The 26,083-nt window shown below is 59.8% G+C and carries 20 protein-coding genes, 3 tRNA genes and 3 rRNA genes; 11 read left to right on the top strand and 15 right to left on the bottom strand.

The genetic code is table 11. The annotated features are described in order from the left end of the window. Positions 1 to 19: 19 nt before the first annotated feature. From GQA94_RS08535 to GQA94_RS08515, 5 genes are all read left to right on the top strand, one after another. Entirely contained in the window at positions 20 to 961 is a 942-nt protein-coding gene (locus GQA94_RS08535; RefSeq protein ID WP_158187605.1) for a ribose-phosphate pyrophosphokinase, read from the top strand. Positions 962 to 1,086: 125 nt separating this feature from the next. Then, complete coding sequence (locus tag GQA94_RS08530; RefSeq protein WP_158187604.1) at positions 1,087 to 1,704, top strand: 50S ribosomal protein L25/general stress protein Ctc; 618 nt, start codon at positions 1,087 to 1,089, stop codon at positions 1,702 to 1,704. Positions 1,705 to 1,738: 34 nt separating this feature from the next. Then, entirely contained in the window at positions 1,739 to 2,323 is a 585-nt protein-coding gene (gene pth / locus GQA94_RS08525) for an aminoacyl-tRNA hydrolase (RefSeq protein WP_158187603.1), read from the top strand. Between the two features lie 124 nt (positions 2,324 to 2,447). Next, on the top strand, positions 2,448 to 3,548 hold the full coding sequence (ychF, locus tag GQA94_RS08520) for a redox-regulated ATPase YchF (protein WP_158187602.1): 1,101 nt from the start codon (positions 2,448 to 2,450) through the stop codon (positions 3,546 to 3,548). 205 nt (positions 3,549 to 3,753) lie between these two features. Further along, on the top strand, positions 3,754 to 4,452 hold the full coding sequence (locus GQA94_RS08515) for a DNA-3-methyladenine glycosylase (RefSeq protein ID WP_158187601.1): 699 nt from the start codon (positions 3,754 to 3,756) through the stop codon (positions 4,450 to 4,452). A 29-nt stretch (positions 4,453 to 4,481) separates the two neighbouring features. On the opposite strand, the gene GQA94_RS08510 is transcribed toward GQA94_RS08515, so the two are convergent. The 3 genes from GQA94_RS08510 to GQA94_RS08500 all read right to left on the bottom strand — a co-directional run bounded on the left by GQA94_RS08510 (position 4,482) and on the right by GQA94_RS08500 (position 7,046). Then, the gene (locus tag GQA94_RS08510; protein WP_158187600.1) at positions 4,482 to 5,600 is read right to left on the bottom strand and encodes a metallophosphoesterase; all 1,119 of its coding nucleotides are present in this window, start codon (positions 5,598 to 5,600) and stop codon (positions 4,482 to 4,484) included. Positions 5,601 to 5,878: 278 nt separating this feature from the next. Continuing rightward, positions 5,879 to 6,073, bottom strand: a complete 195-nt coding sequence (locus tag GQA94_RS08505; RefSeq protein WP_158187599.1) for a hypothetical protein — start codon at positions 6,071 to 6,073, stop codon at positions 5,879 to 5,881. 64 nt (positions 6,074 to 6,137) lie between these two features. Further along, entirely contained in the window at positions 6,138 to 7,046 is a 909-nt protein-coding gene (locus GQA94_RS08500) for a LysR substrate-binding domain-containing protein (protein ID WP_158187598.1), read from the bottom strand. Between the two features lie 394 nt (positions 7,047 to 7,440). On the opposite strand from GQA94_RS08500, the gene GQA94_RS08495 reads away from it, so the two are divergent. Continuing rightward, positions 7,441 to 7,517: transfer RNA gene (locus GQA94_RS08495), tRNA-Met, on the top strand. Positions 7,518 to 7,593: 76 nt separating this feature from the next. Next, the gene (locus GQA94_RS08490) at positions 7,594 to 7,818 is read left to right on the top strand and encodes a hypothetical protein (protein WP_158187597.1); all 225 of its coding nucleotides are present in this window, start codon (positions 7,594 to 7,596) and stop codon (positions 7,816 to 7,818) included. Positions 7,819 to 7,989: 171 nt separating this feature from the next. Here GQA94_RS08490 and GQA94_RS08485 read toward each other — a convergent pair whose 3' ends face one another. From GQA94_RS08485 to otsB, 4 genes are all read right to left on the bottom strand, one after another. Then, positions 7,990 to 8,901 (bottom strand): DMT family transporter, encoded by a 912-nt coding sequence (locus GQA94_RS08485; RefSeq protein WP_158187596.1) that lies wholly within the window; start codon positions 8,899 to 8,901, stop codon positions 7,990 to 7,992. Next, a complete protein-coding gene (gene can / locus GQA94_RS08480) occupies positions 8,901 to 9,545 on the bottom strand; it encodes a carbonate dehydratase (RefSeq protein WP_158187595.1) in 645 nt (214 codons plus the stop codon). The genes GQA94_RS08485 and can overlap by 1 nt, the downstream gene beginning before the upstream one ends. A gap of 84 nt (positions 9,546 to 9,629) precedes the next feature. Next, positions 9,630 to 11,039: an alpha,alpha-trehalose-phosphate synthase (UDP-forming) gene (otsA, locus tag GQA94_RS08475; RefSeq protein ID WP_158187594.1), complete on the bottom strand. Its 1,410-nt coding sequence runs from the start codon at positions 11,037 to 11,039 to the stop codon at positions 9,630 to 9,632. Positions 11,040 to 11,053: 14 nt separating this feature from the next. Then, a complete protein-coding gene (otsB, locus tag GQA94_RS08470) occupies positions 11,054 to 11,830 on the bottom strand; it encodes a trehalose-phosphatase (protein WP_158187593.1) in 777 nt (258 codons plus the stop codon). Positions 11,831 to 12,016: 186 nt separating this feature from the next. Between otsB and GQA94_RS08465 the strand changes: the two genes are divergently transcribed. Continuing rightward, positions 12,017 to 12,559: a hypothetical protein gene (locus GQA94_RS08465; protein WP_158187592.1), complete on the top strand. Its 543-nt coding sequence runs from the start codon at positions 12,017 to 12,019 to the stop codon at positions 12,557 to 12,559. A gap of 128 nt (positions 12,560 to 12,687) precedes the next feature. Here the strand turns inward: GQA94_RS08465 and rimI are convergent, their stop codons facing one another. From rimI to GQA94_RS08450, 3 genes are read right to left on the bottom strand one after another with little or no spacing between them, the layout of a single operon-like run. Further along, positions 12,688 to 13,140: a ribosomal protein S18-alanine N-acetyltransferase gene (gene rimI / locus GQA94_RS08460; RefSeq protein WP_158187591.1), complete on the bottom strand. Its 453-nt coding sequence runs from the start codon at positions 13,138 to 13,140 to the stop codon at positions 12,688 to 12,690. Between the two features lie 10 nt (positions 13,141 to 13,150). Next, complete coding sequence (locus GQA94_RS08455) at positions 13,151 to 13,975, bottom strand: energy transducer TonB (protein WP_158187590.1); 825 nt, start codon at positions 13,973 to 13,975, stop codon at positions 13,151 to 13,153. Continuing rightward, the gene (locus tag GQA94_RS08450) at positions 13,972 to 15,519 is read right to left on the bottom strand and encodes a 2-isopropylmalate synthase (protein WP_158187589.1); all 1,548 of its coding nucleotides are present in this window, start codon (positions 15,517 to 15,519) and stop codon (positions 13,972 to 13,974) included. Before GQA94_RS08450 ends, GQA94_RS08455 begins: the two co-directional genes overlap by 4 nt. A 186-nt stretch (positions 15,520 to 15,705) precedes the next feature. On the opposite strand from GQA94_RS08450, the gene mksB reads away from it, so the two are divergent. From mksB to mksF, 3 genes are all read left to right on the top strand, one after another. After that, on the top strand, positions 15,706 to 16,947 hold the full coding sequence (gene mksB, locus GQA94_RS08445; RefSeq protein WP_158187588.1) for an Mks condensin complex protein MksB: 1,242 nt from the start codon (positions 15,706 to 15,708) through the stop codon (positions 16,945 to 16,947). Positions 16,948 to 17,048: 101 nt separating this feature from the next. Next, a complete protein-coding gene (gene mksE, locus GQA94_RS08440) occupies positions 17,049 to 17,741 on the top strand; it encodes an Mks condensin complex protein MksE (RefSeq protein ID WP_158187587.1) in 693 nt (230 codons plus the stop codon). Next, positions 17,738 to 20,578, top strand: a complete 2,841-nt coding sequence (gene mksF, locus GQA94_RS08435) for an Mks condensin complex protein MksF (RefSeq protein WP_158187586.1) — start codon at positions 17,738 to 17,740, stop codon at positions 20,576 to 20,578. Before mksE ends, mksF begins: the two co-directional genes overlap by 4 nt. A 267-nt stretch (positions 20,579 to 20,845) precedes the next feature. On the opposite strand, the gene rrf is transcribed toward mksF, so the two are convergent. From rrf to GQA94_RS08410, 5 genes are all read right to left on the bottom strand, one after another. Next, positions 20,846 to 20,961 (bottom strand): 5S ribosomal RNA (rrf, locus tag GQA94_RS08430). Between the two features lie 154 nt (positions 20,962 to 21,115). Beyond that, positions 21,116 to 24,006, bottom strand: a 23S ribosomal RNA gene (locus GQA94_RS08425). A gap of 251 nt (positions 24,007 to 24,257) precedes the next feature. Next, positions 24,258 to 24,333 (bottom strand) — tRNA-Ala (locus tag GQA94_RS08420). A gap of 30 nt (positions 24,334 to 24,363) precedes the next feature. Further along, positions 24,364 to 24,440: transfer RNA gene (locus GQA94_RS08415), tRNA-Ile, on the bottom strand. A 91-nt stretch (positions 24,441 to 24,531) separates the two neighbouring features. Continuing rightward, a 16S ribosomal RNA gene (locus GQA94_RS08410) occupies positions 24,532 to 26,068 on the bottom strand. Together the 16S, 23S and 5S rRNA genes with 2 tRNA genes alongside form the textbook arrangement of a ribosomal RNA operon. Between the last annotated feature and the right edge of the window lie 15 nt (positions 26,069 to 26,083).

The following is a 26,083-nucleotide window of genomic DNA, read 5'->3' as shown; positions in this document are numbered from 1 at the left end:
CCTCAGGCAGGTACTGCGCGTGTCCAAGATGATGGTCTTCACGGGGAACGCCAACCCCGACCTGGCCCGGCGTGTTGTACGTCAGCTGCATATCCCTCTCGGTGACGCCTATGTCGGAAAGTTTTCCGACGGCGAGATCAGTGTCGAGATCAACGAGAACGTCCGCGGTAAGGACGTCTTTCTGATTCAGCCGACCTGCGCGCCCACCAATGACAACCTGATGGAGCTGGTGGTGATGGCAGATGCCTTCCGCCGGTCTTCCGCCACCCGCATCACCGCCGTCATCCCTTATTTCGGTTACGCCCGCCAGGATCGCCGCCCGCGTTCCGCCCGTGTACCGATCAGCGCCAAGGTCGTAGCGGATATGCTCGACGTCGTGGGTGTCAACCGCGTACTCACGGTCGACCTGCACGCCGATCAGATTCAGGGCTTCTTCGATTTGCCCGTGGACAACATCTACGGCTCGCCGGTCCTGGTCGATGACATCCAGGCTCAGCGCTTCGAGAACCTGATGATCGTCTCCCCCGACATTGGTGGTGTGGTGCGTGCTCGCGCCGTAGCCAAGTCGCTGGGTGTGGATCTGGCGATCATCGACAAGCGTCGCCCGAAGGCCAACCAGTCCGAAGTGATGCACATCATCGGCGATATCGAAGGCCGCACCTGCATCCTCGTCGATGACATGGTCGATACCGCCGGCACCCTGTGCCACGCTGCAACCGCTTTGAAGGATCACGGCGCTGCCAAGGTCTATGCGTATTGCACACACCCGATCCTGTCCGGCCGCGCCATCGAGAACATCGACGGCTCGGTTCTCGACGAATTGGTCGTGACCAATACCATTCCGCTGTCGGCTGCTGCTCAGGCCTGTACCCGTATTCGCCAGTTGGACATTGCGCCAATGGTGGCTGAGGCGGTTCGCCGCATCAGCAATGCTGAATCGATCAGCGCGATGTTCCGCTAAGCCAAAAAGCTTAGCCCTTCGCGCAGAACGAAAATGTGCCCCGCCCCGTGCGGGGCTTTTTGCCCAACCGCCCGGTAGCGCTGGTCGCGAGCGTTTCGGGTGCGTTGTTATCCTGGAGAAACACAATGAATGATTTCACCCTGAATGCCCAAGTGCGTTCCGACCTGGGGAAAGGTGCGAGCCGCCGCCTGCGTCGTAACGCCAGCCTCGTCCCAGCTGTCATCTACGGTGGTGACAAGGCCCCGCAGTCCATCAGCCTGCTGTTGAAAGACCTGACCAAGATGCTGGAAACCGAAGCCTCTTTCAGCCACGTGTTGACCCTGAATGTCGATGGCCAGAACGAATCCGTTCTGATCAAGGCGCTGCAGCGTCATCCGGCCAAAGGCTTCGTCATGCACGCTGACTTCGTCCGCGTTGTTGCTGGCCACAAGCTGACCGCTACCGTTCCGCTGCACTTCATCAACCAGGAAACTTCGGTTGGCGTGAAGCAGCAGGGTGGCGAAATCCTGCACAACATCAACGAAGTGGAAGTCTCCTGCCTGCCGCAGGACCTGCCGGAGTTCATCGAGGTCGACATGGCCCAGGTTGAAGTCGGTCAGGTGTTGCACATGACCGACATCAAACTGCCGAAAGGCGTTGAGCTGGTCTCTCTGGCTCACGGCAGCGATCTGCCGGTCGCCAACGTTCACGCCCCGCGCGTGAGCAAGGAAGACACTCCGAAAGAAGAAGACGCTGCCGAGTAATCCACTCGCTAGCTTCTGAGGAAGGGCCTCTGTCGTGACTGCCGTCAAACTGATCGTCGGCCTGGGTAATCCAGGCCCTGAATACGACCAGACCCGGCACAACGCAGGGGCCCTTTTCGTTGAGCGTCTGGCTGCCCAGAAGGGCGTCAACCTTAGCGTCGATCGCAAGTATTTCGGCCTGGTCGGCAAGTTTCGCCATCAGGACGAAGATATCCGCCTGTTGATTCCCACTACCTTCATGAACCGCAGCGGTCAGGCGGTGGCGGCACTGGCAGGTTTTTTCAGAATTCCCCCCGAGTCCATCCTGGTTGCCCACGATGAACTCGATATGCCTCCCGGCGTCGCCAAGCTCAAGCAGGGCGGCGGCCATGGCGGGCACAACGGGCTTCGCGACATCATCGCCAGGCTCGGCAACCAGAACAATTTCTACCGCCTGCGTCTGGGTATCGGACACCCTGGGCATAGCAGCCTCGTGACCGGCTACGTGCTGGGCCGAGCCCCCCAGGCCGAGCGCGAGAAACTGGACGCCAGTATCGATTTCACACTCGACGTGCTGCCGGAAATATTGGCGGGCGACTGGACGCGTGCGATGCAACGCCTGCACAGCCAGAAGGCCTGACTCCACTCGGCCAGCGCGAGAAGATTAGGTAACGGCTGAGCATGGCCTGCATCACGAGCCGTTTAACGCAGTTTGGCAACGCCGGTAGCGCAACAGCTGCCAGCCAATACCGAGGCAAGACACCATGGGATTCAATTGCGGCATCGTCGGCCTGCCCAACGTCGGCAAGTCCACCCTGTTCAACGCACTGACCAAATCCGGTATCGCTGCGGAGAACTTCCCGTTCTGCACCATCGAGCCGAACAGCGGCATCGTGCCGATGCCCGATCCGCGCTTGCAGGCCTTGGCGGATATCGTCAAGCCGGAGCGTGTGCTGCCGACCACCATGGAGTTCGTCGACATCGCCGGCCTGGTCGAAGGCGCCTCCAAAGGTGAAGGTCTGGGCAACAAATTTCTCGCCAATATCCGCGAGACCGACGCCATCGCCCATGTGGTGCGCTGCTTCGAAGACGACAACGTCATCCATGTCTCCAACTCGGTCGACCCCAGGCGCGACATCGAGATCATCGAACTGGAGCTGATCTTCGCCGACCTCGACAGCTGCGAGAAGCAGCTGCAGCGCGTGTCTCGCAACGCCAAGGGTGGAGACAAGGAAGCCGTGGCGCAGAAGGCACTGCTGGAAAAGCTGATCCCTCACTTCACCGAAGGCAAGCCGGCGCGGACCCTGCTGAAGGCGCTGGGCAACGATGAGGTTCAACTGGCCAAGGGCTTCCACCTGCTCACCAGCAAGCCGGTGATGTACATCGCCAACGTCGCCGAAGACGGCTTTGAGAACAACCCCCACCTCGACGTGGTCAATGCCATCGCGGCTGAGGAAGGGGCCGTGGTGGTGCCGGTCTGCAACAAGATCGAAGCGGAGATCGCCGAGCTGGACGATGGCGAGGAGAAAGACATGTTCCTCGAGTCCCTCGGCCTCGAAGAACCAGGCCTGAACCGCGTGATTCGCGCCGGTTACGAGCTGCTCAACCTGCAGACCTACTTCACCGCCGGGGTCAAGGAAGTCCGGGCCTGGACCGTCAAGGTCGGCGCCACCGCGCCTCAGGCCGCGGCGGTCATCCACACCGACTTCGAGAAAGGTTTCATCCGCGCCGAAGTCATCGCCTACAACGACTTCATTCAGTACAAAGGCGAAGCCGGTGCCAAGGAAGCGGGCAAATGGCGCCTGGAAGGCAAGGACTACATCGTCAAGGACGGCGACGTGATGCACTTCCGCTTCAACGTCTGACGCGCAACGATCAGCGTTGCTGGAAGCCCCGCTCGACGGGGCTTTTTTGTTCTTTCCGCTGACCGAATCCGCGCGTCGGCGCCGGTCCGTTCGCTTCGCCTGCAGCCCGCGCTTGGCCGCCAGTCGACAAGAACTTTCGCCTTCTGCGGAAATTCGCCCCGCTTATGCGGTCGGAACAGGCAGACTTGCCGACGCCGGAGCCCCGATGAACAGCCTCACCGAACTACCGCAGCAACACCTGGACGATGCCTTCTTCGATCGGGACGCACAGCTCGTCGCGCGCGAACTGCTGGGAACCGTGATTCGTCACTGCGTCGACGGGCTGTGGCTGTCAGCTCGGATCATCGAGACCGAGGCTTACTACGTCGACGAAAAGGCCAGCCACTCTTCGCTCGGCTACAGCCCGTCGCGACGGGCGATGTTCATGCCCGCCGGGCATCTGTATCTGTATTATTCGCGCGGCGGCGACTCGCTGAATTTTTCCGTACAAGGCGATGGCAATGCGGTGTGCATCAAGGCGGGCTACCCCTGGGTCGACTCGCTTTCTTGCGAGCAATCGATCGAACGGATGCGCACCAACAGCCCCTCGGCGGCTGGTGGCCCCCGACCACTGACCCGTCTATGCTCAGGCCAGACCCTGCTGTGCAAGGCGCTGGGCCTGACCGTCACGCACTGGAATGCCCAGCGTATGGACCCCGCGCGGCTGCGGGTGGACGATATCGGCGCCCGACCGGACATCGTCCAAACGACGCGGCTCGGCATCCCCAAGGGGCGTGACGAGCACCTGCCCTATCGCTTCGTCGATGCGGGCTTCGCCGCCCACTGTACGCGCAATCCGTTGCGTCGCGGACAACTGGAGGGCCAGGATTATGTGCTGCTGCGCCGCGACCCGATTACCGATTGAACGCGCAGCGGCCTGGCGGGACGCCGCCTTCAGTGGCCGGCTTTCACCAGCCGGATACGGGTGATCTCCGACGGCGCGCCGAAGCGCAGCGGCGGCCCCCAATAGCCTGTACCCCGGCTGATGTAGACCTGCATCGACCCAACCCGCTGCAAGCCGGCCACCCACGGCTGTTGCCAGCGCACGAAGTACATCCATGGCCAGAATTGCCCGCCGTGCGTATGGCCCGACAATTGAAGATCGCAGCCCGCCTCGACCGCTGCCTTCGCTGACCGCGGCTGGTGGGCCAGCAGGATTCGGGGCACATCGGTAGGCGCGCCGGAGAACGCCCCGACAGGATCGCTTCGATGGCTTGGCCTGAACAGTTCGGCCGAGTAATCGGCGATGCCGGCCAGGACCAGCTCAGCCCCGTCATGCTCTATGCGCACATGCCGGTTAAGCAATACCCGCAAACCCAAGCGCTCGAACTCGTCGATCCAATGATCCACGCCGCAATAGTACTCATGGTTGCCGGTAACCACGTACACACCATGCCGGGCTTTGAGCTGCGCCAGCGGCGCGATGTCCCCGGCCAGCTCCGTGACGCTGCCATCGACAAGATCGCCGGTGATGACAGCCAGGTCCGCTGCCAGCCCGTTGGTCCGCTTGACGATCGCATCGGCGTAGCCCTGCTTGATCGTCGGGCCCACGTGAATGTCGCTGAGCTGCACGATGCAGAATCCATCCAGCGCATCGGGGAGGTTTCGCAATGCAATGTCGCGCTCGACCACTCGAGCCGTTCGCCGCGCATTAAACACGCCGAGCAGAGTTACCGCGACGACGGCACCGATGACTGCCCACGCCGAACCCTGCGCATACGCTGGCGATTCCCAGCCCAGTAACGATGACAGCGCCAGCGTAAAGGCGCGCAGCAGTGAAAAGATCGCCAAGCTGGAAAATATCCCCATTGCCAGCAACCCGGTCCAAGCCAACCAGGCACTGCCCGATCCCCGCACGAGCACGCCATAACGCATCACGACTGCAGAGCACACCAGATACACCCACGCCAACACGCTGCCCAGCGCCCCGAGTGAGAGACCGGGAATCAGCGTGACGCCGACGAACACATGGAGACCAATCAGCACCATCCCGACCAACGACCGCCTGTTCATGCATGACGTCTCTTGAGCCTGCTCAGAGGGCACCGCTCCGGTGAGTGAAGGTTCCGAAACACGGCGCGGCGCGGCGCGGCGATACGACAAGGCGCGCACGGTTCCGCAAACGGGGCGCGTTGATCGCTCAGCGGCGCAGGCCAGAGCGCTGCGCCGTGCACGTCATCGACAATGGGACGTTCGCGTCGAATCGCACAGACCTACGGGACTTGGGAATTCCGGGTCCAGTCACACGATGTACGCGTGTGAGCCGGGCCAGTGAGCGCGCGCCCGAACGGCTACATCACGCCAGGATCGGGCATGGGGTCCGGCGGCGGCGGTTGTTTTTCCAACTGCTCGATCACCTCGTCCGGCAGGGTGTCGCCATCGTCCAGTTCGGTGTCGCTCTCGGCATCATCGAGATCGTTCAAGGGCGATTCATCCGCCAGCCAGGGCGACGATGGCGGATCGCTTGGAAAGAGAACGCTAAGCATGAGGGTCTCCTCGCGGGTGTGCCTGGAGAATTAGGCAGGTTCATGCTCACATCGTTCGGACCGGTCATCCGTGATGCGTCCAGGCCTGCTCAGCGAGACACTCGCCCAGGTAATCCAGAAAACAGGTGATGCGTACCGCCAGCGCGGTGTTGCGATAGTAGACCGCATGGATCGGCTGCAGCACCTGGACGTTCGACTCTGCCAGGACTTCCACCAGCGTGCCGTCGGCACGATCCCGGGCGGTCATGAAATCGGACAGACAGGCGATGCCCTCCCCCGCCAAGGCCAACTGCCGCACCGTTTCGCCGCTGGACGCCCACAGGCTCGGCACAGCCGGCCAAGTCTCGCCAAGTGGATGGCGCAGCGGCCACTGATTGAGGCTCTCCGGCTGGGTGAAGCCAATCAGGCTGTGCGCCGTCAACTGCTCGACCCGCTGCGGCGTACCGCAGCGCGCCAGATAGTGCGGACTGGCCACCACACGCAGCCGGCTGCGGCCCAGGGGCCGGGCTCGCAACGTCGAATCGCGCAACGGGCCGTGGCGCAGTGCCAGGTCGGTGCGATGCTCGAGCAGATCGATGATCTGGTCGCTGCTATGCAGTTCCAGTTCGATATCCGGATACCGCCTGCGAAAACCGTCAACCAGCGGCACCAGCACGTGCAGCATGAAGGGCGCCGACGCATTGACTCGCAGGCGGCCTGCTGGATGCTGTAAGCGCCGCGACATCTGCTCTTCGGCCTCTTCTACCGCTTCAAGAATTCGCCGCGCCTGCGCCAGGAAAGCGCCGCCCTCCTCCGTCAGCTCCAGACGCCGGGTCGTGCGCCTCAGCAAGGTGGTCGCAAGCTTCGCTTCGAGCCGGCTCAAGGCGCGACTGATGCCCGAGGCCGTCTGTCCCAACTGCACCGCGGCAGCGGAAATGGAACCGGAATCGATCACGGCCGTGAAGGCCTGCAGCTCGTCGAGCGTGGTTTTCATGGGTACTCAAGGTCAAATATGCCGGGCTTGACCGGCTGGCTACGCGCGAGTCTGGAGCAGACACTGCACCGCTGCAATCCATCGAATACCACATGCCCTGCACTCGAACCATACCGGGTTGCAAGCGGTGGCCGCTCCCGCGGTACCGCTTCGAGCGCCCCTGGACAGCTCACCACCCACCTCCCGCGCCCGAAGCGTTGCGCCTGATCCACGGTCACGCGCGAGAGACCGCCAGCAGCGGCCGCGCATCCCGCTTCGCCACGCCGAGCGTGATCAACTCGCAGTACGCCGACCATCGCCGGACTGATGGCATAACCTTTTGAAAAAGCAGGTAGAAAAAGCGCACCCGAAGGGTTGACACATAACCGCGCGGCGCGAATAATGCGCGCCACTTGGCTACGTAGCTCAGTTGGTTAGAGCATAGCATTCATAATGCTGGGGTCCGGGGTTCAAGTCCCTGCGTAGCCACCAAATTCAAAAAGGGTTCAGCGAAAGCTGAACCCTTTTTTTGTGCCCGCCGTTTTGTCAGCCGCATCGAGAGCGCACCATGAGAGACGACTTCGATAACATTCGCGCCGAGCGAGAAACGCCCTACCCCAATGCCTCTAAGGCCTCGAACAAACACGCGGGTCTCTGGAAACAGATCGCGATTGGCGTCGTTGTCGGGCATTTATCGTTGGGTTTGATCGGTGCCTTGGCGTGGATAGTGGCCGCACAGTTATTGACCGGTGACGTGCAGATCGTCGTGCCCTGGGCGGCGAAACACGGATAGTCCGGGTGTCTTGAACGGTGAGAGGCGCCAGATACTTCGCCGAATCGGGTTAGACATACCTCGCCCAGGCCCCACCGACGACTCGACCGTTGCGGTGCTGTACACGACGGTCAGCCAGTGCTGCGCCCAGGCCACCGAGACCAATCCGCGCGCGGCAGGTCTCGGTGTACCCTAGCGGATGGCCATGGGCGTGGCAGGCCGGGTTGCCAACAGCAGTCCGGCGAAGATCAAGCCGCCGCCGATCCAGTGGAACAGCTGCAACCCTTCGCCGAGTACGAGCCAGCCTAGACACGCCGTGAACACCGGCATCAGATAGGTCGCCATCGCTGCTTTTGCCGCGCCTACGGTTTTGACGCCGTGGTTCCATGAAAGATAAGCCACTAGCGAGGCAAAAATGGCGGTGTATGCGATGACGGCGAGGTTGGTTGGATTCGGGGAGAAACCGCCTACCTGGTTCAGCTCGAACAGGTAGAACGGCAGGATCATCGGCATGCCGATCAGCATCAGCACACCCAGTAACGTCAGCGGCGGCAGCTGCAGGTAACGGCCCCAGCGCCGCAAAAGCAGGGTGTACAACGCCCATACCGCAACCGCCAGCAGCATGATCAGGTCGCCGGTCTGGAAGGACAGGCTGCTGAACGCGGCCCAGCTGCCGCGGCTGATCAGATATATCAGGCCGCCCGCAGCGATTGCCATGCCGAACCAGGCTCGCCGCGCCGGCCATTCACTCAGCAACAGCCCGCCACCAATGAAGGTGAACAGCGGCAAACAGGTGTTGACCAGTGTGAGGTTGATGGCTTCGGTGCTCTGCGCGGCCGAATACAACAGCGAGTTATAGCTGCTGACCCCCAGGGCGGCGATGACCGGCAGGCGCCAGCCTGCAATTCGCAGCGTTGCCCGGTGTTCCCATATCGAGCGTGCAACGAATGGCAGCAGCAGGCAGCTCGCCAGCGCCCAGCGCCAGAACGCCAGAGTCAGCGGCGGGATGGCGTCGTGAAAGGCTCGCGCCACCAGCGCGTTGCCGCTCCAGCAGAGCACAGCGAGCAGCAGGCCGGCGACGGCCCAGATATTACGATTGTCCATCAGACTGGACGGAATGGGCGTAGGCGGTATTGAGGAGGCAGTTGCTCGGAGCTGCTGATGGTGACATTCAGGTTTTTCCAGATGCCATCCTTGATGCCGTAGATGCAGCCATGGACGGCCAATGGTTGGCCTCGATGCCAGGCGTTCTGGACAATACTGGTGTGGCTGACATTGGCGACCTGCTGAATGACGTTCAGCTCGCAGAGACGATCCACCTGCGCTTCCTCGGTCGGAAAGCTGGCGATGTGCTCGCGGTGCTCGTAATAGAGGTCGCGAATGGTACGCAGCCAGCCGTCGATCAGGCCCAACTGGTCGTCACGCATGGAGGCCCGCACGCCGCCACAGCCGTAGTGTCCCGTGACCAGGATGTGCTTGACCTTCAGCACGTCGACCGCGTACTGGATGACCGAGAGGCAATTGAGATCGGTGTGCAGCACGACGTTGGCGACGTTGCGATGGACGAACAGATCACCTGGCAGCAGGCCGACGATCTCGTTGGCCGGGACGCGAGCGTCCGAACAGCCGATCCAGAGGTATTCCGGCACTTGTTGCTTGGCCAGTTTGGCGAAGAAGTTCGGATCTTCCTCGGTGATGGCTTCTGCCCAGCGCGCGTTGTTCTCGAATAACTGATCAAGATCGCTCATGTGTGTTCCGCCCTCTCCTATCCCGACGCGCACGTTACGAGCCGGTCAGCGCTTTGACAAGTGCGCCGAGCGGGACGTCACAGCTTAGACGGTGAACAACGGGTTCGATTGCACCTGCGCACGGGGCCGGGAAGAGAAAGCGCGCAGATCGCGCAGGAAATTGTCGCGCCAGGCATCGAGGTCCGCGGCACGAATCGCACGCATCATGTGCTCGTAACGATCCTTGCGTTCGGTGAGAGACATGCGCAGCGCGCGGTCCAGGGCCTCGGCCATGCCGATACAGTCGTAGGGGTTGACGATCAGTGCCGAGGTCAGTTCGCGAGCGGCGCCGGCAAAGCGCGACAGCACCAGCACGCCCGGATCTTCCGGGTCCTGCGAAGCGACGTATTCCTTGGCGACGAGGTTCATGCCGTCGCGCAGTGGCGTCACGAAGCCAATGTCGGCGTTACGGAACAGGCCCATCAGCACGCGTCGGTCATGGCTCTTGTTGAGATAATGCAGCGGCGTCCAGTCAAGGTCGGAAAGCCAGCCGTTGATGTGGCCCGCCGCGCTTTCCAGCTGCTGCCGGATGTGCTGATAGGTTTTAACATCGGAACGCGATGTCGGCGCGATCTGGATGAATTCGACCGCACGTCGGTGCTCCGGGAAGCGCTCGAGAAAGGCTTCATAGGCCTTGAAACGTTCCACCAGCCCCTTGGAATAATCCAGGCGGTCGACGCTGATGATCTTCTTGCGCGCCACGTCAGTGGTGCGCCGCATGGGCTTGCGACGGGACTTGTAGGACTCGGCCAGATCGTAGATTTCGTCCGGGACAACGCCGATCGGATAGACGCCGGCACGGAAGTTCTGTCCGTAAGCGGTCAGGCTGCCGTCGGGCTCTAGAACGCCGCGCACCTCGCGCGTCATGTAATCCTGGAACGCCAGTCGGTCGGTTTCGGTCTGGAAGCCGATCAGGTCGTAGAAGCAGAGCGTCTTGAGCAACTCGTTGTGCGGCGGGATAACGGTGAGGATTTCAGGCGGCGGAAACGGGATATGCAGGAAGAAGCCGATGCGATTGCGGATGCCCAATTGCCGGCAGGCTTCGGCAAAGGGAATCAGATGGTAGTCATGGATCCAGATGATGTCGTCGGGCTTGAGTAGCGGCTTCAGTTTCTCCGCCAGCATGGCGTTGACTCGTCGGTAGCCCTCGTATTCCTGGCGGTTGTAGCGCGCCAGGTCGATACGGTAGTGAAAGATTGGCCACAGCGTCGCGTTGGAAAAGCCACGGTAGTACTGATCGTAGTCCTGCTTGGTCAGCCCCAGCGTGACGTAGGTAATGTTGCCTATGGTCTCGCTGTTGGTATGCGGCGTGCTGCTTACGTCGCCGCTCCAGCCGAACCAGATCCCTCCGGCCTGGCGCAGTGCGTCGTAGACGCCAACTGCAAGCCCGCCAGCAGCGACCTTCCCCGCCTTGATCGGCGCTACTCGGTTGGAAACCACTACTAGTCGGCTCATGGGTCGTTCTCGCTTCAGTCTGGTTCTGTTGGATTTTCCGGCTGTTCTGAAAGGGCGCTGAGCAGGCTTTCGAGCCAGGCGCCAACCGCGTCTACCGAGTCTAAACGCTGTTTGGCTTCGGTCGGACCGGCACCCACCTTGATCGTCATTCCGCCCAGTTCGTTGACGACCTTGAAACCCGCTTCGTCGGTCACATCGTCACCGATGAATACAGGCGTCCGTCCTTTGAACGGAGCCTCCTGCATGAAGGTTCGGATCACCTCGCCCTTGCTGGCGCCGCGGGGCTTGAGCTCGTACACGCATTTGCCCGGCTGCAGAGTCAGCACGTCACCGTAGCGCTTGACGAAGTCTTCGGCCAGGACACGAGCGATGTCTTCGAGCTCCGGCGCCAGACGGTAGTGCAAGGCGAAAGCGATGGTCTTGTTTTCGAGCAGAAGACCAGGGTGCTGGGCACAGGCCGTTGCAAGGGCCTGCCCGATGGTTTCGAACAGGGCACTGTCTAGCGTCAGATTGCGCAGCTCGCCGTCGGCGCTGCGCCGCTCGGCGCCATGTACGCCGGCGGCCGGTAAGCGCAAGGGCGAAAGCAGCTCATCGAGTTGGCTGAGCGGACGCCCGGAGATGACCGCCATCGGAATCTCACTGAGCTGCAGGTGTTCCAGTGCAACCAGCGAGCGAGGTGGGATGGAAACGAGTTCGGGACGGGGCTGTATCTCTGCCAGCGTACCGTCGACGTCGAAGAAAAAAGCGCAGCGCCGGACCTCTAGCCCGGGTTGGTCATTTAGTGTGTTCATACACCTTGAGACTCCGGATTCTCATGGGTGGTTCGCGTTTTTTGTACCCTCTCAAGCGCTTGGGTGCTAATGGACGTCTCCTTGCAGCTTGGTCCACAAAGCCCGAACCGGCCAGCGGTCGGCCTGAATCTTCCCCACGACACCGGGTCACAACCTGCAAGATCGCAGCTTACGCAGGAGGTTGTCATGAACGATCAAAAGCCCTACACCCCCACGGAAATCGATGATACCGAAGACCGCATGGGGTCGATGGAACAGCTCGATTTCGACCAGCGTCGCGATGAGCGCCAGGGCCGCATCGGTGATGAGGTGCCCGCTGAGGAAATCGATGACCAGTTCCCTCCGGAGCGCGTCGCCGAAGCTGGCATGACCACCGGGGAGGTTCCCGATGGCGACACAACGATGGACGACATGGCGCCTGAAACATTGATCAAGGAAGACGGCGCTCGTTCGCCACGCGAGCGCGGCCATGGTGGTCCAGCCGATCAGGAATTGAGCGAAGTGTCCGAGCATCGCATCGGCGCCGATGTGGATCTCGACGAGGCGGAACAGGCGCGTTACGACCCGCTCGATGGCAAGCCGTGGGACGGCCCCGCGGACGGCGATCCGGACACTGGGCTCGGTGGCGGCGACGCCGTTCTGCACGAGAACGATGACGTGATGGATGACAACGAGCTCGAAGGAGAGGCGCCATTGGACTCCGGGCGGGACAAGGCGCCGGGACAATAGCGGCCGCCACCAGGCCCGTCAGCGAGCCCGTTCAGCCGCCTGCACGGGCCTTTCGCTGCTTTACAGCGCCCTCGCCGGCCAACCCCAGGTCAATCGAGTGCGCTTCCTGTTCGATTTGATAGGGCGCCTCAGTCCAGCAGCGTGCAGGCCATCACCAGTGCGTCTTCCCGGCCGTCGGCAGCGGGATAGTAGGCGCGGCGGCGGCCGACTTCGTTGAAGCCATAACGCTCGTACAGCCGATAGGCCGACGTGTTGCTGGCACGTACTTCGAGAAAGCACTCGCGCCCGCCTCGCTCCAGCGCCCGTTGCATCAGATGTTCGAGCAGCCGCAACCCCAGCCCGCGCCCCTGGCTTTGGGGCTTGACGGTGATGTTGAGCAGGTGTGCCTCGTCGATGATGACGTTGATCACTCCGTGACCGACCTGCTGCTCGCCTTCGAACATCACCCAGCATTCGTAGGCACTCAGGGCATCGTTGAAAATGCCACGGGTCCAGGGATGGCTGAAAGCGGCGTATTCGATTTTCAGCACGGTTTCGATATCCGCCGCCGTCATGCGGCGAAAACTGACTGCATCGCTCATGAAGCGCTACTCATAGACCGGTAATCCAACGCGACATGCTGCGCCGCATTGCCTTCCACAACGCGGCCTTGCTGCCGGGCTGCTCCATCAAATGTTCAAGGCCTGGCATGGCCAAGGCGTGACCGACCCCGTCGATATGCAACTCGCGATAGCAAGCGTCCATTTCCACTTCGCCTGCGAAGCGCAACGCTGGCGTGCCCACCAGCCAGATACAGGCACAACCCATGCCCTCCAGCTCGGCAGCGACAACACCCTGCACGTAATCGCGTGCAGCTTCGGCCCCCTGATCGAGACTGCCGCGGTGCAACAGCGGCCAACGAATCGGCTCGCCATCGCCAACCTGCTGCGGGCGGTCGGGCAACCGAGCCGCACGCAGCAGATCCTTGAGCAGAATGTACGCCGGGTCGCGGCTCTGGAACGGCTCGCCCGTTGGCAGCTCAACCAGGAGCAGCACGTTGCCGGCGCGCAGGAGTTGCAGGGCGAAGCGCGGCGGGGGCATCGAGGGCGTCTGCTCGACCACTGGCGCCTGCGCCTCGCCGATGTTCACAGCCGGTTGTTTTGGTTCCGGCTTGCTGATGCGCGGCATGGCCGCGCGGACCGCGTCCGCCGCAGGGCTGGCCGTCAACACTGGTGTCACGACAGAAGCGGGTGCCGACGGGACCGGCTGCACACTGGGCTGTTCATGCGCCGAGGCGGGCGCAGGTTCGGTTACCGGCTCGACGAATTGCAAAATCTCCGGCCGTGACGGCGCCGCAAACGGCAGTTCCGCTCGCGGCAGCCAACTGGTGACTTGCATGGCATCGAGAAAGGCCCGACGCCGGCGCTCGCCGATCAAACCCCGGCCACCTGCGGATGCGCCTTGGCGCCAACCTGCATCAGATTCAAGGCGTTCAGATAAGCCTTGGCGGATGCCACCACGATATCGGTATCGGCACCGTTGCCATTGACGATGCGCCCTCCCTTCTCCAGACGCACTGTGACTTCACCCTGGGAATCGGTGCCTTTTGTAATGGCATTGACCGAATACAGTTGCAGCGTAGCCCCGGAGTCGACCACCGACTCGATGGCCTTGAAGGTCGCGTCGACCGGCCCCGAGCCCTGCGCCGATGCAGGCAGCTCGTTGCCATCGACACTGAGCACGAGCCTGGCGTCCGGCACTTCGCCGGTTTTGCTCGCCACCTCAAGCGTCACCAGTTTGAAATGTTCCTGCACGTCTTCGGCGAGGGTATCCGAGACCAGCGCCTGGAGGTCCTCATCGAATATTTCGTGCTTTTTGTCGGCCAGCTCCTTGAAGCGGGCAAAGGCTGCGTTCAGCTCACCTTCGCCCGCCAGGACGATGCCCAGCTCCTCGAGTCGAGAACGGAACGCGGCACGACCGGAATGCTTGCCCATCACCATCTTGTTGGCGTTCCAACCCACCGACTGCGCGGACATGATTTCATACGTCTCGCGATGCTTGAGTACGCCGTCCTGATGGATGCCGGACTCGTGCGCAAAGGCATTGGCACCCACGATCGCCTTGTTCGGCTGCACCGGAAACCCGGTGATACCGGACACCAGCCGGGAGGCGCTGAGGATATGTTCGGTCTCGATACGCGTGTGCACATCGAGCAGATCCTGGCGAGTCTTGATCGCCATGACGATCTCTTCCAGCGCCGCGTTACCGGCGCGTTCGCCCAGCCCGTTAATGGTGCATTCCACTTGCCGCGCTCCCGCGACGACCGCTGCCAGCGAGTTGGCAACCGCCAGCCCCAGGTCGTTGTGACAATGTACCGAGAACACCGCCTTGTCTGCGTTGGGAACCCGCTCGAGCAAGTGGCGAATGGTGTCGGCGTACTGATGCGGAATGGCATAGCCGACGGTGTCCGGGATGTTGATAGTGCGCGCACCGGCATCGATCGCCGCCTCGATGATGCGGCACAGGAAGTCGATGTCCGACCGCCCGGCGTCCTCGCACGAGAACTCAACATCGGCGCATAGATTGCGAGCCTTGGTAACGGCGCGTACGGCCTGCTCGACCACCTGCTCAGGCTGCAGGCGCAGCTTGTACTGCATGTGGATCGGGCTGGTGGCGATGAACGTATGGATGCGCCCTGAGTTGGCTCCTGCCAGCGCCTGAGCGGCGCGCTCGATATCGGCATCGACGGCACGAGCCAAACTGCACACGGTGCTGTCCTTGATATGGTCGGCCACCGCCTTGACGGCAGCAAAATCGCCTGGACTGGCAATGGCGAAGCCAGCCTCGATCACGTCCACTTTCAGGCGTTCGAGCGCTTTAGCAATGCGCAGCTTTTCTTCGCCGGTCATGGAGGCGCCGGGACTCTGCTCACCGTCTCGCAGGGTGGTATCGAAGATAATGACGCGGTCGTTGCTGCTCATGTCGTACTCCTCTTGGCCAGCCGTGCGGACTCAGGTGGCGCCTCAAGTGTGAATTGTCGCCGGAAACCAGCCAAGCGGGAAGGCCGAGCCCCCATTGCCTCCATCCAACGATCGGTTTGGGCTGATTTGCACCGGGGCCAGGCAGTACAATTGTGCGTATTTTTGCAGCCCACAGAACCGACTCAGATGATCGAACCCAAGCGCGTACTGCGTGCCCTCGCCGAACACTGGACGTTGCTCGAGCCGCTGTGCGAGCGCTTCGATGCCGGCACCCTGAGCCTGATCGAGCTCCGCCATCAGCTCGCCGCACAACTGCCGGAAGGCACGCCCACCGATATCACCGCCCTGCTCGATCAGTGGATCCGTCTGGATATCCTGGTCCCGGTGGCGAAAAGCCCGAACCGCTTCGAGCTCAACGCTCAGATCCACGATTTTCTCGCCTATCTGCGACGCGAGCATCGCCTAGGTCTGTGCCTGGAAATCGAAGCCTACCTGCGCCATCTCGAGCGCCTCGCCGGACATATCCAGGACGCTTTCGAAATCCGCGACGGGCAGGACCTGGCTCGCCAGCTGCGCCTGCTCGACATGCGCGTGCGTGACGTACTGAAAAAGCTCGCCAACGACGAACAGGCATTGATCGGTGTGGCTGACCGGGCCAAGACTAGCGATCGGCAGATTCCGCTCCGCCAACGCTATGCCGAAGTACTGGCGACGTGGGACGAGTATGTCGAGCCCATGATCCAGCTCGTTGCAGCCGACGGGGCCTTCGAGCAAGGCGTTTATCGCGTCGAGCAAGTGTTGTTGAGGCTGCTGGGTGAGCAACAGCGGCTCGGTCAACTCGTCGATGACGACCTGCTGCTACGTACCCATGCACGCATCCTCGACATGCAGAGCACCGCCCAACTGACGCTGCGCCATGCCCGAGAGCTGTTACTGCCGCTGCGTGAGGAAGCGCGTCGGCACAACGCCGTGACCCGTGGCGCGGCGCTGGCCCTGTCAGCGATCCGCAAGAAGGGGCTGGATGCGGTTCCACAGGCGTCTCTGCCTTTGTTTACGCGGCCCCAAAGCACCTTTCTCGGCTCGGCCAGCCAGGTCGAAGCCTATGTTTACGCATTGGCGCGCTTCGAACCGAAACCTGCACAATTCCCGCGAGCGGGTATCAAGCGGAACACCGATACGCCGCGCTCACCCCTCACGGCAAGGGAGATGCTCGACCGCTGTCAACAGGCGCTGCCCCTGCCGGACCTGATGCAGTGGCTGCTGGAGCAGGAGCCGGAAGGCGCAACCGATGAGTTGCTCTATTGGTTCTCTCGCCTGTCTCGCGATGCACGCTTCCAGCGCGACCGCCTGGAGCGCCGCGAGTACCTGACGCGAGAGCATCACGTCAGCCTTAGCTCATTTGCCCTGTTGGCCAACGCCGGTGACTGAGCTTCTCACCGCGCGGGGCAATACGCCGCCTGTGCCAATGCCAACCCCTTCGTGGAAAGCGCCTCGCGGTTTCCACATGACGAGTTCCATGAGCAATGCCTATGAATATTGACCTGAAGGAAATGACTCAGCTGGCGCCGATCTTTCGCGAGCTGTTCAAGGGCTACCACCTCTCTCGCAGCGAGCCGGAGTGTTACGCCCAGCTTTCCAATATGCAGGACCAGTACCGCACGCTTTTCAAGGCGCTCGGTTTCGAGCTGGTTTGCGATCCCCGTGGGTTTTATTACTTCGTACCCGAGCAAATGGGCGCCCAGGTCAACAAAACGGCCCAGCGCCTGGCGCTGTTCACCTTCATTCTGGTCGAACATCTTGCCGACCAGGGCCGTGATCCGTTGGCGGTGCTCGACGGTGGAACCCTCGGCCGCGATGAACTCCCTGCCTTGCTGGACAAGTACCGGGACCTGTTCGCGCAGGCCGAAGTGACGACCCAGGACGAGCTGGAAGAAAAAATCATCCGGCGCCTGACGCAGCTGGGTTTCGCCGAAGACAGCAACGGCATCTACCGTTTCCTGCCGCCCATGCATCGCTTCCTCGACGTCTGCCTGTCGGTCCAGCAGGACCGTGATCTGGCAGCCAACCTGCATAGCAGTGACTTGCCGCTGCCAGCCCCACAGCTGATCGCCGAGCAAGACGAAGAGGTAGACGAAATCATCCTCCTGGATCGTCTCCCGGACGAAACCGAAGAACAGGCCCTGGCTCGCGCCATCGCCGAAGAAAAGGAGCTTGAAGCATGAGCCAGGAACGTTACGGTATCCGTCGCTTCGCTTTGCTGAATACGGCAGGTTATAGCCTTGGACTCTTTCCCTTGGAAACGCCCCTGTCGGTCTACGGTGCCAACAACCTCGGCAAGTCCGCATCGATCAACGCACTGCAGTTCCCGATCCTGGCACGTATGTCCGATATGAGCTTCGGCAAATACAGCCTGGAGCAGTCGCGCAAGTTCTACTTTGCAACCGACACCAGCTACATACTCGTAGAGGTCGCCCTGCCCCATGGACCACACGTGATTGGCGTGGCCGGGCGCGGGCCGGGTGGCGGCTTCGGCCATCAGTTCTTCGTCTATCAGGGCTCGTTGGACCTGGACCATTACCAGCAGAACGGCACCTGCCTGCGTCAACGCGAGCTGTTTTCCAATCTGGAGCGCGCCGGAATCAAGGCGTACGAAGCCAAACCTGACGAGCTGCGCCGGCTGCTGGTGGGCGGACATACCGCGATCCCGCTGGACATGACGCTGATTCCACTGCGCTCGACCAGCGAGCAAAGCCTGAAGACCTTTCGTGCCCTGTTCATCAACCTGCTGCATATGCGCGAAATCACCGCAGCCAAGCTCAAACAATTGTTCCTCGATGCATTCGAGCACAGCCTGCGCTCCGGCAGCGTCGATTACATCGCCGCCACGGAAGAAGCCTTCCGCGACGTGCGCCGCATGGAACAGGACTATCAGGCGCTGGTGGCGGCGGGCCCGCTGGTCGAAGCCCTTGCCGCTGGCGTTGCCCAGCGCGAGCTGCTGCGCGGCAAGCTGCATCGGTTATCGCCATTGCTCGACTCGTTGCTGGGCGCTTGGCAAGACTACTCGGGCGCCCGCAAGGAAGAGCTGGTTATCCAGGCCGAGCACTACCGCCGCGAGCAGGATGGTTTACAGAATGAACAACGCGGCAGCACCGCCGAACTGATGCGCCTTGAGCGGGAGATAAGCGAGATCCAGCGTTGGCTGGGCGAGCTGTCCGCGCTGAAAACCCGTTTTGCGTTGATAGACGATGCTCATGTACTGGAGCAGCAATTGCTGGCCGCCAAGGATGCACACGATGAACTGGCCGGCGCACTGTCGCAATCGCGTCAGTTCTCAAGCGACGACTTGGAGGAGCGGCTGCGCGATTTGGAAAAACGCCTCAAGTCGGTTCGACAGCTGCTCGATCATGCCGACAACAATAGTTATGCCCGCCTGCGCGAAGAGTTTTCTCAGGCCGATGTCGATCGCCTGATGCGTCTGTTCAATGGGCAGCTGTTCAGCCTCCCCTTGGGTGAAAAAGGCATCACCGTAGATGACAACGAGGCGTGGGTGAAAACGCTCGAAGCGGTTCTCGATGGTTTCACCGGCGAGCGCTTCGAAGTCCCCGGCCTTAGCATCGACCTGTCGCACATCGAGCCACCGGCCCTGCAGGCATTGGCCGATCGTGCAGCCCTGCGTGACCAAAAGGACCGCCTGGAGCGCGAACTCAAGCAACTCAAGGCGCAGCATTCGGTTGCGATCGACCGCGCCGCGAGCAAGGCGCAAGCCGAACAGCTCTACCAGCAGGTGCTCGATGCGCAGAAGGCGCTTGAAGATTTCCGCCGGAGCCAGACGCTGGCCGCCGAAGAAGAGAGCAAGCTGGAGCAACTGGCCCAGGCCGAAGCGGCGCAGGACGAACTCAAGCGCACCAGTGATGCCTTCACCGAGCGAGTGCAACAGCTGTCGGCCAAACTGCAACTGGTCGGTCGTCAACTGGCGGATCTGGAAGCGAAAGAGCGCACCCTGGAAGACGCACTACGCCGTCGCCAACTGTTGCCCGCAGACCTGCCGTTCGGCACGCCCTTCATGGATCCAGTAGACGACTCGCTGGACAATTTGCAGCCACTGCTCAATGACTATCAGGACTGCTGGCAGGCCCTGCAACGCGTCGATGGGCAGATAGAAGCACTTTACGCGCAAGTCCGCCTGAAGGGCGTCGCCAAGTTCGACAGTGAGGAAGACCCCGAGCGACGCCTGCAATTGTTGGTCAATGCCTACGCACACCGTCAGGACGAAGCGCTGACGCTTGCCAAGGCCAGGCGCGCAGCCGTGACCGATATTGCACGTACCTTGCGCAACATCCGCAGTGACTACGACAGTCTTGAGCATCAGTTGGCACTGTTCAACCGAGAGATAAACAAACGGCAGGTCTCGAACCTTGAGAGCTTCCGCATCGTCCTCGCACCGAACAAGGATGCGCTCAAGCACATCGATCAGATCATTCACAGCGCCGGACAATACGAGCAAGGCGAGACGCTGTCCGTGTTCGATTTCCAGCAAAGCAGTGACCAAGACAGCAAGAACGAAGAGGCCAAGGAATATCTGGCGCGGCTGGTGGCTGCCAATAACAATCAGTTGGGTCTGAAAGACCTGTTCGAACTGGCCTTCGAGATTACCAAAGTAGGTGGCCAGCCGGTGATTCACACCGACATCGACGGTGCGGCATCCAACGGTACGACGATGACCATCAAGGCATTGACCAACATGTATCTGCTGCTGCACTTGATGGATCGGGAGCAGGCGGGTCGTGTCCGGCTGCCCTACTATCTGGACGAGGCTGCCGATATCGATGAGCGCAACCAACAGGCGCTGATCGAGACCAGCCTGCAGCTTGGTTTCGTACCGATTCTCGCCTCGGTCAAGCCTCAGGTGTCGGCCCACGTCGCCATCGATCTGGAGGGCGGCAGCGGTCCGAACGGAATCTATATCGATGAAGCGGACTGGAAATTCATCAAGCGCCGTGAGGCCGCCGACTCTGCCACCCCGATCATGACCACCCGGCAAGCCGCTGAACTTATCTAGCGGCTCCACCTAATGCGCGCCAGTTGCAACATCGCACGCCTGGCGTGCTGTCTGGCGTGCTGTCATGCCAGCCACACCCCGACGGGCCCTTACGGCCAACGAGCAGGCGCAGCACGCCTCGATTACGCGGGCTTAACGTACCAGGCCTGCGCGGCTTGCCTGTAACGTCAGCGGACGACGACGGTCTCGCGCTGCAGCGCCGGGGTTTTCCGTCGCGCAAAGACAAACCCCCGGACCTCTTTCGAGGACCGGGGGTTTGGGATTTAAGCTTGACGATGACCTACTCTCACATGGGGAGACCCCACACTACCATCGGCGATGCGTCGTTTCACTTCTGAGTTCGGGATGGGATCAGGTGGTTCCAACGCTCTATGGTCGTCAAGCAATTCGGTTGGGGACTCGGTGTTCAGTCGCGTCCCCTAATCAGGTATGTGATGGTGTCGCTGTTTCGGTATCGCTTGCGAGCGATGCGTCTTTTCGGTTTGTTTGTCGACTTCAACCGTCTGACACGCAAACATCAAATTGTTTGGGTGTTATATGGTCAAGCCTCACGGGCAATTAGTATGGGTTAGCTCAACGCCTCACAGCGCTTACACACCCCACCTATCAACGTCGTAGTCTTCGACGGCCCTTCAGGGAGCTCAAGGCTCCAGTGAGATCTCATCTTGAGGCAAGTTTCCCGCTTAGATGCTTTCAGCGGTTATCTCTTCCGAACATAGCTACCCGGCAATGCCACTGGCGTGACAACCGGAACACCAGAGGTTCGTCCACTCCGGTCCTCTCGTACTAGGAGCAGCCCCTCTCAAATCTCAAACGTCCACGGCAGATAGGGACCGAACTGTCTCACGACGTTCTAAACCCAGCTCGCGTACCACTTTAAATGGCGAACAGCCATACCCTTGGGACCGGCTTCAGCCCCAGGATGTGATGAGCCGACATCGAGGTGCCAAACACCGCCGTCGATATGAACTCTTGGGCGGTATCAGCCTGTTATCCCCGGAGTACCTTTTATCCGTTGAGCGATGGCCCTTCCATACAGAACCACCGGATCACTAAGACCTACTTTCGTACCTGCTCGACGTGTCTGTCTCGCAGTCAAGCGCGCTTTTGCCTTTATACTCTACGACCGATTTCCGACCGGTCTGAGCGCACCTTCGTACTCCTCCGTTACTCTTTAGGAGGAGACCGCCCCAGTCAAACTACCCACCATACACTGTCCTCGATCCGGATAACGGACCAGAGTTAGAACCTCAAAGTTGCCAGGGTGGTATTTCAAGGTTGGCTCCACGCGAACTGGCGTCCACGCTTCAAAGCCTCCCACCTATCCTACACAAGCAAATTCAAAGTCCAGTGCAAAGCTATAGTAAAGGTTCACGGGGTCTTTCCGTCTAGCCGCGGATACACTGCATCTTCACAGCGATTTCAATTTCACTGAGTCTCGGGTGGAGACAGCGCCGCCATCGTTACGCCATTCGTGCAGGTCGGAACTTACCCGACAAGGAATTTCGCTACCTTAGGACCGTTATAGTTACGGCCGCCGTTTACCGGGGCTTCGATCAAGAGCTTCGCTTGCGCTAACCCCATCAATTAACCTTCCGGCACCGGGCAGGCGTCACACCCTATACGTCCACTTTCGTGTTTGCAGAGTGCTGTGTTTTTAATAAACAGTCGCAGCGGCCTGGTATCTTCGACCGGCATGAGCTTACGGGGTAAACCCTTCACCCTCACCGGCGCACCTTCTCCCGAAGTTACGGTGCCATTTTGCCTAGTTCCTTCACCCGAGTTCTCTCAAGCGCCTTGGTATTCTCTACCCAACCACCTGTGTCGGTTTGGGGTACGGTTCCTAGTTACCTGAAGCTTAGAGGCTTTTCCTGGAAGCATGGCATCAACCACTTCTCCTTCTAAAAGAAGGATCGTCATCAGTTCTCGGCATTAAGACCCCGGATTTACCTAAGATCTCTGCCTACCACCTTAAACTTGGACAACCAACGCCAAGCTGGCCTAGCCTTCTCCGTCCCCCCATCGCAGTAACTAGAAGTACGGGAATATTAACCCGTTTCCCATCGACTACGCTCTTCAGCCTCGCCTTAGGGACCGACTCACCCTGCGTCGATTAACGTTGCGCAGGAACCCTTGGTCTTTCGGCGTGCGAGTTTTTCACTCGCATTGTCGTTACTCATGTCAGCATTCGCACTTCTGATACCTCCAGCAAGCTTCTCAACTCACCTTCACAGGCTTACAGAACGCTCCTCTACCGCTCAACTTGCGTTGAACCCGTAGCTTCGGTACCTGGTTTGAGCCCCGTTACATCTTCCGCGCAGGCCGACTCGACTAGTGAGCTATTACGCTTTCTTTAAAGGGTGGCTGCTTCTAAGCCAACCTCCTAGCTGTCTGAGCCTTCCCACATCGTTTCCCACTTAACCAGGATTTTGGGACCTTAGCTGACGGTCTGGGTTGTTTCCCTTTTCACGACGGACGTTAGCACCCGCCGTGTGTCTCCCGTGCTGACACTTGCTGGTATTCGGAGTTTGCATCGGTTTGGTAAGTCGGGATGACCCCCTAGCCGAAACAGTGCTCTACCCCCAGCAGTGATACACGAGGCGCTACCTAAATAGCTTTCGAGGAGAACCAGCTATCTCCGAGCTTGATTAGCCTTTCACTCCGATCCACAGGTCATCCGCTAACTTTTCAACGGTAGTCGGTTCGGTCCTCCAGTTAGTGTTACCCAACCTTCAACCTGCCCATGGATAGATCGCCCGGTTTCGGGTCTATTCCCAGCGACTAGACGCCCTATTAAGACTCGCTTTCGCTACGCCTCCCCTATTCGGTTAAGCTCGCCACTGAAAATAAGTCGCTGACCCATTATACAAAAGGTACGCAGTCACCTAACAAAGTAGGCTCCCACTGCTTGTACGCATACGGTTTCAGGTTCTATTTCACTCCCCTCTCCGGGGTTCTTTTCGCCTTTCCCTCACGGTACTGGTTCACTATCGGTCAGTCAGTAGTATTTAGCCTTGGAGGATGGTCCCCCCATATTCAGACAAAGTTTCTCGTGCTCCGTCCTACTCGATTTCACTTCTAAGATCCTTTCGCGTACAGGGCTATCACCCACTATGGCCGCACTTTCCAGAGCGTTCCGCTAAAATCAAAGAAGCTTAAGGGCTAGTCCCCGTTCGCTCGCCACTACTAAGGGAATCTCGGTTGATTTCTTTTCCTCAGGGTACTTAGATGTTTCAGTTCCCCTGGTTCGCCTCACACACCTATGTATTCAGTGTGTGATAACCATCTTATGATGGCTGGGTTCCCCCATTCAGACATCTCCGGATCACAGTCTGTTTGCCGACTCCCCGAAGCTTTTCGCAGGCTACCACGTCTTTCATCGCCTCTGACTGCCAAGGCATCCACCGTATGCGCTTCTTCACTTGACCATATAACCCCAAGCAATCTGGTTACTGTCTATAACGTGAAGACGACATTCGCCGAAAATCCGCATTTTGCTCCTAAGAGCATCTCGCAAATTTTACCTTGACTTGAATAATCACCAGTGAAAGTAATTACCCAAATCTACTTCTATCACATACCCAAATTTTTAAAGAACAGTTCTGGCGCAAAGACCAGAAATCAATACGCTCCATCCGGAACGGATTCATTTCTGCGCTTTCAGCGATTTTCGAGGTAATGGTGGAGCCAAGCGGGATCGAACCGCTGACCTCCTGCGTGCAAAGCAGGCGCTCTCCCAGCTGAGCTATGGCCCCATCTACAGATCGGCCACATCCCATGACAATTGGTGGGTCTGGGCAGATTCGAACTGCCGACCTCACCCTTATCAGGGGTGCGCTCTAACCAACTGAGCTACAGACCCAATCGTCTCTCTCGGGTCGAAACCCAATCGCTTTTCGCTAGTGAATCAAGCAATTCGTGTGGGAACTTATGAAGAAGCCGATGTCTTCGATTAAGGAGGTGATCCAGCCGCAGGTTCCCCTACGGCTACCTTGTTACGACTTCACCCCAGTCATGAATCACTCCGTGGTAACCGTCCCCCCGAAGGTTAGACTAGCTACTTCTGGAGCAACCCACTCCCATGGTGTGACGGGCGGTGTGTACAAGGCCCGGGAACGTATTCACCGTGACATTCTGATTCACGATTACTAGCGATTCCGACTTCACGCAGTCGAGTTGCAGACTGCGATCCGGACTACGATCGGTTTTATGGGATTAGCTCCACCTCGCGGCTTGGCAACCCTTTGTACCGACCATTGTAGCACGTGTGTAGCCCAGGCCGTAAGGGCCATGATGACTTGACGTCATCCCCACCTTCCTCCGGTTTGTCACCGGCAGTCTCCTTAGAGTGCCCACCATCACGTGCTGGTAACTAAGGACAAGGGTTGCGCTCGTTACGGGACTTAACCCAACATCTCACGACACGAGCTGACGACAGCCATGCAGCACCTGTGTCAGAGTTCCCGAAGGCACCAATCCATCTCTGGAAAGTTCTCTGCATGTCAAGGCCTGGTAAGGTTCTTCGCGTTGCTTCGAATTAAACCACATGCTCCACCGCTTGTGCGGGCCCCCGTCAATTCATTTGAGTTTTAACCTTGCGGCCGTACTCCCCAGGCGGTCGACTTAATGCGTTAGCTGCGCCACTAAGATCTCAAGGATCCCAACGGCTAGTCGACATCGTTTACGGCGTGGACTACCAGGGTATCTAATCCTGTTTGCTCCCCACGCTTTCGCACCTCAGTGTCAGTATTAGCCCAGGTGGTCGCCTTCGCCACTGGTGTTCCTTCCTATATCTACGCATTTCACCGCTACACAGGAAATTCCACCACCCTCTGCCATACTCTAGCTTGCCAGTTTTGGATGCAGTTCCCAGGTTGAGCCCGGGGCTTTCACATTCAACTTAACAAACCACCTACGCGCGCTTTACGCCCAGTAATTCCGATTAACGCTTGCACCCTTCGTATTACCGCGGCTGCTGGCACGAAGTTAGCCGGTGCTTATTCTGTCGGTAACGTCAAAACAGCAAGGTATTAGCTTACTGCCCTTCCTCCCAACTTAAAGTGCTTTACAATCCGAAGACCTTCTTCACACACGCGGCATGGCTGGATCAGGCTTTCGCCCATTGTCCAATATTCCCCACTGCTGCCTCCCGTAGGAGTCTGGACCGTGTCTCAGTTCCAGTGTGACTGATCATCCTCTCAGACCAGTTACGGATCGTCGCCTTGGTGAGCCATTACCTCACCAACTAGCTAATCCGACCTAGGCTCATCTGATAGCGCAAGGCCCGAAGGTCCCCTGCTTTCTCCCGTAGGACGTATGCGGTATTAGCGTTCCTTTCGAAACGTTGTCCCCCACTACCAGGCAGATTCCTAGGCATTACTCACCCGTCCGCCGCTGAATCCGGGAGCAAGCTCCCTTCATCCGCTCGACTTGCATGTGTTAGGCCTGCCGCCAGCGTTCAATCTGAGCCATGATCAAACTCTTCAGTTCAATACTGCTTGGGTT

It is taken from the genome of Stutzerimonas stutzeri, assembly GCF_009789555.1.
Taxonomy (GTDB): domain Bacteria; phylum Pseudomonadota; class Gammaproteobacteria; order Pseudomonadales; family Pseudomonadaceae; genus Stutzerimonas; species Stutzerimonas stutzeri_R.
The sequence above is the reverse complement of the archived record's forward strand: the minus strand, read 5'-3'. Positions and strand labels throughout refer to the sequence as shown.